Annotated in this window: 9 protein-coding genes; 6 read left to right on the plus strand and 3 right to left on the minus strand. The window is 41.7% G+C overall.

Annotation, left to right across the window (positions count from 1 at the left end):
* Positions 1–116: 116 nt before the first annotated feature.
* A complete protein-coding gene (locus CHI10_RS07360) occupies positions 117–377 on the plus strand; it encodes a DUF1871 family protein (protein WP_095243644.1) in 261 nt (86 codons plus the stop codon).
* A gap of 40 nt (positions 378–417) precedes the next feature.
* On the opposite strand, the gene CHI10_RS07365 is transcribed toward CHI10_RS07360, so the two are convergent.
* On the minus strand, positions 418–1,260 hold the full coding sequence (locus CHI10_RS07365; protein ID WP_095243645.1) for an alpha/beta hydrolase: 843 nt from the start codon (positions 1,258–1,260) through the stop codon (positions 418–420).
* A 176-nt stretch (positions 1,261–1,436) separates the two neighbouring features.
* Between CHI10_RS07365 and CHI10_RS07370 the strand changes: the two genes are divergently transcribed.
* Together CHI10_RS07370 and CHI10_RS07375 are read left to right on the plus strand one after the other, a co-directional pair.
* Positions 1,437–1,940: an Lrp/AsnC family transcriptional regulator gene (locus CHI10_RS07370; RefSeq protein ID WP_095243646.1), complete on the plus strand. Its 504-nt coding sequence runs from the start codon at positions 1,437–1,439 to the stop codon at positions 1,938–1,940.
* Positions 1,940–3,115: an aminotransferase gene (locus CHI10_RS07375; RefSeq protein WP_095243647.1), complete on the plus strand. Its 1,176-nt coding sequence runs from the start codon at positions 1,940–1,942 to the stop codon at positions 3,113–3,115. Before CHI10_RS07370 ends, CHI10_RS07375 begins: the two co-directional genes overlap by 1 nt.
* A 104-nt stretch (positions 3,116–3,219) precedes the next feature.
* Here CHI10_RS07375 and CHI10_RS07380 read toward each other — a convergent pair whose 3' ends face one another.
* The gene (locus CHI10_RS07380) at positions 3,220–3,588 is read right to left on the minus strand and encodes a helix-turn-helix domain-containing protein (protein WP_095243648.1); all 369 of its coding nucleotides are present in this window, start codon (positions 3,586–3,588) and stop codon (positions 3,220–3,222) included.
* Positions 3,589–3,854: 266 nt separating this feature from the next.
* On the opposite strand from CHI10_RS07380, the gene yugI reads away from it, so the two are divergent.
* From yugI to CHI10_RS07395, 3 genes are all read left to right on the plus strand, one after another.
* A complete protein-coding gene (gene yugI / locus CHI10_RS07385) occupies positions 3,855–4,253 on the plus strand; it encodes a S1 domain-containing post-transcriptional regulator GSP13 (RefSeq protein WP_035332058.1) in 399 nt (132 codons plus the stop codon).
* Positions 4,254–4,496: 243 nt separating this feature from the next.
* Positions 4,497–5,924, plus strand: a complete 1,428-nt coding sequence (gene nhaC / locus CHI10_RS07390; protein ID WP_095243649.1) for a Na+/H+ antiporter NhaC — start codon at positions 4,497–4,499, stop codon at positions 5,922–5,924.
* 141 nt (positions 5,925–6,065) lie between these two features.
* The gene (locus CHI10_RS07395) at positions 6,066–6,431 is read left to right on the plus strand and encodes a group I truncated hemoglobin (RefSeq protein WP_095243650.1); all 366 of its coding nucleotides are present in this window, start codon (positions 6,066–6,068) and stop codon (positions 6,429–6,431) included.
* Between the two features lie 78 nt (positions 6,432–6,509).
* Here the strand turns inward: CHI10_RS07395 and CHI10_RS07400 are convergent, their stop codons facing one another.
* The gene (locus tag CHI10_RS07400) at positions 6,510–7,931 is read right to left on the minus strand and encodes a sigma-54 interaction domain-containing protein (RefSeq protein WP_095243651.1); all 1,422 of its coding nucleotides are present in this window, start codon (positions 7,929–7,931) and stop codon (positions 6,510–6,512) included.
* Positions 7,932–8,278: the final 347 nt, after the last annotated feature.

Below are 8,278 nucleotides of genomic sequence, written 5' to 3' on the forward strand. Positions count from 1 at the left end.
CAACCCCCCACTGATTGAAGTTTCACTTGATGTATCCTGACTCTATGATATGATATTGATGCTAAAAATTAAAATATTGCGGCTTCATTCAGCCGAATAATAATCAGGTGATAGAAATGGAAATTCAGCAAACGAATCTTTTGCTTGTTTATACACTGGATCAGTGGGATCCGTTTGGAGTGGGGCCAGGCAACTATGACACTGAAATTGCGGATTCTGTCCAGGCAGTCCATGATCTGGATGATCAGATGAAATTAGCCAGGAAGATTCAATCCATATATGAATTTTCCTTTGAGGAAGTCATTCCATTGGGAAATTGCATAGAAATCTCCGGGCGTCTTCTTGAAATTAAGAATAATGGCTCCTGCGCTATGTAAAGTGAAAAAAGGCAGCTCTCCGTCCCGGGGGCTGCCATTTTCATCTGCACACTTGAACGGGATTTACAAAACTCCGGATGTGCTTAAGAACATCTTCCGGCCGCTCTTCCGGCACGAGATGTCCGGTATCTTTTAATACCACCAGTTTGGAATTTTTTAAATCTTTATTCAGCCTTTTCCCGACATGAAGCGGAACGACCCTGTCATGTTCTCCCCATATTAGAAGGCACGGTGTTTCTATTTTCTTCAATGCAGCGGCAGGCATATCGCCTTCCCTATCGCGGATCATTCTGGTTAAGGCCCGGAAAATATCGTCTTCTAAAAAGGGCGACAAATAGCCATAGAGCATTTCATCATCAATCATGGAATGATCGTAGACAACATTTTTTAAATTCTGTTTTACCCCTGAGCGCTGAAGATATAATTTCACATACAAATGAAAGAATGGTATGTAGCTTGAAAAGATAATATGAGGCTTCATTCGTTTCATATATCCGGAACTGCACAGCAGTACGGCCTGGTCAACCAGATCAGGCTTGGAATGTGCAACATTTAAAACAATCTGTCCTCCCATGGAATGCCCTATTAATGTGACTTTTTCAAAGCCCAGTTTTTCTGATAAGCGGATAACCGTATCCGCCAGGTTTTTATAGGAGTAGACGAATTGCTGGGATTTCCCGCTTTTGCCGAAGGGCGGCAAATCCATCGATACCACATTGAATTCCGTTTGCAGCAAAGGAATCAGCCTGCGAAAGCTAAAGGTGGATGACAGAAAACCGTGCAGCAGAACCAGGGTATTCCTGGAGGACTCATGTTTATAGTATTCATAATAAACATCTGTTCCATTAATGGGCTCTGTTCCTGAAAATGTCGCTTGTTCCATGGGCCTTCCCCCTCCTAGACTCAGTTTCACAGTATTTTCCCCTTAATCTTAATCTTGACACATATGATTTTAAAGAAATTAATAAATAATGAAAGTGACACATTTATTTTTCGAAGTTTTTGCTATAATGTAACTATTTTATAGAGTAAATTACTAAAGGATGGGAGCGACAAGTATTGAAATTAACTGAAAAGCAAATCGAAGTTTTGGAAATTTTAGAAAATAACAGTGCGCGAATCCCTGTGGAAGACATTGCGAAAATGGCTCAATTAAGTGTGGCGGAAACTGAAACCACTTTAGATAAGCTTGAGGAAATGAAAGTGCTTGTGCGTTTTAATTCTGTTATTGACTGGTCAAAGGTGGATGGCCATGAGGGAGTTACTGCTATGATTGATGTGAAGGTTGCTCCAAAGCGCGGGGTAGGATTTGATGAAGTTGCACAGAGAATTTACCGTTTCAAAGAGGTGAGATCTGTCTATCTAATGTCCGGCGCCTATGATCTTTCTGTCATCATCGAAGGCCGTTCCATGAATGAGGTCGCCCGATTTGTATCAGAAAAGCTGTCGACTCTCGATTCCGTCTTGTCGACAACAACACACTTTATCCTAAAAAAATATAAACATGACGGCACTATTTTTGAACAAAATGAAGATGACAAGCGAATTGTGGTGTCACCGTAATGAAGGAAACAAAATCTTATTTATCCAAAACGGTAGAAGAGCTAAAGCCTTCCGGGATACGCCGCTTTTTTGACCTTGCTGCCGGAATGGAAGGAGTCATTTCCCTTGGGGTGGGGGAACCGGATTTCATCACACCCTGGTCAGTTCGTGAAGCAGCCATCCTTTCCCTTGAGCAGGGGTACACCTCTTATACGGCTAATGCCGGCTTAATGGAGCTGCGGGAGGAAATAGCAGATTATATGCAGAAAAGCTTTGGAGTATCTTATTCACCCCAAAGTGAAATTGTCGTTACAGTGGGAGCGAGCCAGGCATTGGATATATCCTTAAGGGCAATCCTTGATTCGGGTGATGAAGTAATTGTGGTGGAACCAAGCTTTGTTTCCTATGTTCCCTTAGTAACTCTTGCAGGAGGTGTGCCTGTCCAGGTCCAGACTTTAAAGGAGAATGGGTTTAAAATTCTGCCTGAGCAGCTGGAAAACGCAATAACCTCCCGGACGAAAGCCATTATACTTTGTTCACCCAATAATCCGACTGGAACAATGTTAAGTGGAGATGAACTGAACGCTATTGCAAAAATAGCTGAAAGGTACGATTTGCTGGTTCTTTCTGATGAGATATATGCGGAGCTTGCATATGATGATGAGTATACGAGTTTTGCCGCCATCGGAGAAATGAAGAAAAGAACTATCTTAATATCGGGATTTTCAAAGGGGTTTGCCATGACAGGCTGGAGATTGGGGTTTATCTGCGCTCCTGAGGAGATCTCGCAGGCAATGCTGAAAATTCACCAGTATGCAATGATGTGCGCACCTACAATGGCACAGTTTGCTGCCCTTGAAGCCTTGAAGACCGGCAGATCAGATGTCGAGGACATGAAAAAGAGCTATAAGCGCAGGCGGAATTATTTTGTTCAGTCTCTGAATGAACTGGGGTTAACATGCCATATGCCGGGTGGAGCCTTTTATGCTTTCCCATCTATTGAAAGTACCGGGCTTACTTCTGAAGAATTTGCAGAAAAGCTGCTGCTGGAGGAAAAGGTAGCTGTCGTGCCAGGCAATATTTTTGGCGAAAGCGGGGAAGGCCATGTGCGCTGCTCTTATGCCACTTCCATGGAACTTCTGCAGGAAGCGATTAAGAGAATCAGCCATTTTGTAAAGCAAAATCCGAAGGCATAAAAAAAGGACAATCCACAACAGATTGTCAACTTCAAAAAGGGGGGGAATACTAGAAAGCCTTATACTTCAAGGCTAACCAGTATTCCCTTTTTATATACTCCCTTTTATAAAACTTTTTGATCATATTTAATTTCATATAGCATTTGCATGACACGCAGGAAATCTTCCTCACTGAATTCCTTAGCTTTCCGCAAGATAAGCTTTGCTTTTTTTGTGCCAATTTCACGCACAAGCTGTTCGATTTCATAATCGATTCCTGACTGGCCCTTCTGCAGTTCCTGTTCAAGCAGTTCGGAAGCTGGTATATCCAGGGCTGTTGAGATTCTTAGAACAGTCTGGGTATCAGGAATCTGATCTCCATTTTCATATTTTGCAATCGTTCCCGTCCCCACTCTCACCTTTAATGCGAGCTGCTGCTGGGTCATGTTTGCACGTTCGCGGCAAGCTTTAATGTTAAGGCCTATATTTGACATATCCATCACTCCCGTTAACGATTTCTTCTAACTATATTTTATCATGGTAAACGCAAGATCCTCTTTGTACTTCATGAACATTTAGTTAACAAACAAATAGAATGTCTACATATTGTTTGCGGATTGTTTTATTATAATGAATGAACTTATGTATGAAAATGTCTGGAGTTTCCATTTGAATTCCTTTTGATATTTTGATTAAGTTGTGATATAATTTTTTATTGCGTATAAAGAGATAAAATTTGAATTTAAATAGGAGTGTTTTCATGTCTGAGAAAATCGAAGTAGGCAGTGTTATTACAGGAAAGGTAACGGGTATTCAGCCATATGGTGCGTTCGTAGCATTAGATGAGAATACACAGGGATTAGTCCACATTTCCGAAGTGACTCATGGTTTCGTAAAAGATATTAATGAGCATCTTAAAGTGGGCGATGAAGTAAAAGTGAAGGTTCTTTCTGTTGACGAAGCAGCAGGGAAAATCGGTTTATCAATCCGTGCAACAGAAGAAGCGCCACAAGCAGAAGCGAAAGCAAGAAAGCCTCGCAAGCGCCAGGCAGCTCCAATTAAAATGGAAGACGAATCTGCACAGGGATTCAATACACTTAAAGATAAGCTTCAAGAGTGGATTGACCAGTCCCAGCGCGAGGATCTTATTAAGAAGTAATAATAATGAAAACCGGGTTTTGCTGCCCGGTTTTTTATTTTTACCTTGATGCAAAGAATATTTGCTTATTTATGCAAAATGAGCGGGCGCTCGACAAGTTATTTTGCATGCTTACATACATAAACGGATGGGAATTAAATTTTTTTAGGGTAAATAGTCTGAAAAATGTTTGAATTTTATATCTTGGCATTAATCTTGCAATAGTTAAACCAACAGACGTGTAACTTTAAGAGGAGGAACATTATGAAAGAAGCAACAGGAAAGAAAATACCCTTCTGGTTTGCAGTGCTGCCGCTGCTGGTAATGATTGCTGCTATGATTATTACGATTGTAAAATTTGAGGGAAGCCCTCATGTGCCTTTAATTGCCGGAACAATTGTCTCCGCTATCATTGCCTGGCGTTTTAATTATAAGTGGAATGATATTGAGGAAGGTTTTTATAAAGGCATTAAGCTGGCACTTCCGGCTATTTTAATTATTATAATGGTAGGCTTGACTATTGGATCCTGGATTGGCGGAGGAATTGTAGCCACCATGGTCTTTTATGGACTGAAGCTGATGACACCCTCAATGTTTTTGGCGTCCATCTGCATCATCTGTGCGATTGTTGCGCTTGCAATCGGGAGTTCATGGTCTGTTATGGGAACGATAGGCGTTGCCGGAATGGGCATCGGAATCAGCATGGGCATACCGGCACCAATGGTGGCAGGGGCTATAATTTCAGGCGCCTATTTTGGAGATAAAATGTCTCCGCTGTCAGACACGACTAATCTGGCTGCAGGAATTACAGGTACAGATCTTTTTGATCACATAAAGCACATGTTTTATACCACCATTCCGGCGCTGGCTATTGCCATTGTTGCTTATTGGTTTTTGGGAAGGCAATTTGGCGGGGATGATGTAAAAAATGAAAAAATTACCGAGGTAATGAATGTTTTGTCAGAAAGTTTCGTTATATCTCCTTGGCTATTACTGGTTCCTTTAATTGTTATAGGATTAGTGGCAAAAAAAGTGCCTGCATTGCCCGCGCTTGCGGTGGGTGTTTTCCTTGGCTGGCTATGCCATATTTTTGTACAGGGCGGGGCTGTAGGAGATGCTGTGAATACACTCCAGGGCGGATTTTCGATTGAATCAGGAAACACGATGGTGGACGAGCTATTTAATAGAGGCGGCATTGACGATATGATGTATACTGTGTCCCTTACGATTGTAGCAATGGCCTTTGGTGGAGTTATGGAGCAGACCGGCATGCTAAAAGCCATTGTTGAACAGATCCTGAAATTGGCCCGTTCAGCAAGGAGCTTAGTGGCCACTACTGTGCTATCTGCCTTCTTTACCAATGTAGCGGCTGCCGAGCAGTATATTTCCATCCTGCTGCCGGGCAGGATGTACACACAGGCATTTAAGGATAAAAATCTGCAATCAAAAAACCTTTCACGTGCCCTTGAAGATGGAGGTACCGTCACGTCCGTTTTTGTTCCATGGAATACTTGTGCGGTATTTATTATGTCAACACTGGCCGTTCATCCGTTTGAATATGCACCATACGCGATTTTAAATTTCACTGTTCCGATCCTGGCTATTATCTTTGCGATGCTTGGCTACAAAATAACATTCATGAGTGACCAGGAACGAAAAGAAACAGAAGAAAAAGATCAATTAGCATCTTAAATTTCAGGCTCCGTACCCACGGAGCCTTTTTGGTTTTTTGAAAAGATAATAGGGTAAAGGTAAATTGTTCCTGATTGTACTATTTTTGAATAGGAACTGTCAGTCAGCAAAGAATATAGTTTGTTGAAAGGAGAGATAAATATGGCTGAGCAGACACTTTACGAAAAAGTGGGCGGCGTAGAATCTATTGAAAAGGTTGTCGATTATTTTTACGAGGAACTGGTATTGAAGGATCCGGCCGTCAATCAGTTTTTCGAGCATACCGATATGGTAAAGCAGAAGAGCCATCAAGCTAAGTTCATTAGCTATGCTCTGGGGGGACCTAATCAATATTCAGGCAATTCCATGGCAAAAGCACATGAGGGCATGAATCTGCAGCCGGAACACTTTGATGCGATTGCGAGGCATCTGCATGATGCACTTGCGCATTTCGGAGTGAGTGAGAGGGATATAGATGAAGCGTTGACTCGTGTAGCAGCGCTTCGGGATGATATTATATACAAATAAAAGCTCCCGGTGGGGAGCTTTTCGTTTTTTATCGCAGTCTAACGGGCAGTAAGACCGCCACTTCAAGACTTGGAGCAATCAGCTGTTTTCTTTTCTGAATCCGTACTTCCTCAGCCGATACTGCAGATTTTGCCGGCTCATGCCAAGGGATTTTGCTGTTTGGGTTATATTATTGCCATGGTGTTTAAGGACTCTCTTTAAATAGTAAATCTCAGCTTCCTGCATATATTGTTCCAGTGTTTTAACAGGTTTGTTTTTTGGGACCAGTACATCCTCCAAATGGCCGGTTTCCTTCTGCTGTTCTTTGAATTGAGGCTTTTTCCGGAAATGAAGAGGCAAATGCACATAGCTGATGGCTTCTTCCTGATCCATAAGGTTCATGGCCCCTTCGATAATATGCTCCAGTTCGCGTACATTGCCCGGCCAGTCGTATTGCTCGAATTTGTTCATTACTTCTTCTTCGATTTCCACTACATTCATTCCAAAGAGCTGATTATATTTTTCTATAAAAAACTGTGCAAGTTCCGGGATATCCTTTCTTCTATCCCGAAGAGGCGGTATGAAGAGGGATACAACACTCAGTCTATAATATAAATCTTTCCGCATCCGGCCTTCTGAAATAGCATCAATCGGGTCTTCATTTATGGTTGCTATGATCCTGACATCCACTGCCCGGTCTTTTGTATCACCGACCCGGCGGACCGTTCTTTCCTGTAAAACTCTCAAAAGCTTTGCCTGAAGGGAGGGATTAAGTGAGTTGATCTCATCCAGAAGCAAAGTCCCGCCATTTGCCTGCTCAAATAATCCAGGCCTTTCAATGGAGCCTGTAAATGCCCCTTTTTTCGTCCCAAATAAAAGGCCCTCTATCAGACTGTCCGGAAGAGCTGCGCAATTTTGAGAGATGAATGGCTGCGAAGAACGGCTGCTGCCATTATGGATGCTTTGGGCAAAGAGCTCCTTTCCAGTACCGGTCTCTCCTATTATCAGAACTGAGGAACTTGTTCGGGTTGCTCTTTTGCTTGCTTCAATCACTTCATGGATTTCGTCGCTTAAGCCAATAATACTATCAAAGGTATAACGGGTATCTCCGCGTTTATTCATGTTTTCTCTGATCAGCTTTTCAAGCTTGGTTACATCACGGGCAATCTCCATGGCGCCAATCTGTTCACCATCTTCCATAATCGGAAAAGTATTATTGATTGTAGTGATTTCCTGCCCTTTATTGTTAAAGTAGGTTTGTTTGGCATTTTTAATTTTGCTGCCATTCTTGAGCGCCTGAAGCAAGGTACTGTATTCGTCCTGATTGAAAGTAAATACATCCAGCAGATTTTTATCCAATACATCTTCATAATCCATGCCTTCTATCTGGGCCATTTTCTTGTTGTAGAATGTAGTTTTTCCTTCCTCATTCACGACATGGACACCTACATCGATTTCATCCAATATCCGTTGAAAGATCTTGTTATTCAATTGAAGCTGTTCAATTTCCCTGTGGTTCATTGTAATCTCCTTCATTCGGCAATTTATTCAATAGTATATATTAAATCAAATGTGTGCAATGATAATTTGCACCAGTAACAGAAAAAGGGCAAAATTAATTTGCTTTCGTCTTGTTAAATAGTTATTTTTCAGCTTATTTATTTTTGGCACAGTTCTTGCATTATATAAGAGCTGATGAATATCGAATAGACTAAAGGGGGACGACATCATGGTACAGCCGTACAAACATGAACCTTTCACAAACTTTAAAGCAGAAGAAAACCGCGAAGCATACTTACAGGGTTTAAAAACAGTCGAAAGCTATTTAGGACAAGACTATGACTTATTAATAGGCGGAGAAAGAATCT

It is taken from the genome of Bacillus sp. 7894-2, from assembly GCF_002272225.1.
Taxonomy (GTDB): Bacteria; Bacillota; Bacilli; order Bacillales; family Cytobacillaceae; genus Cytobacillus.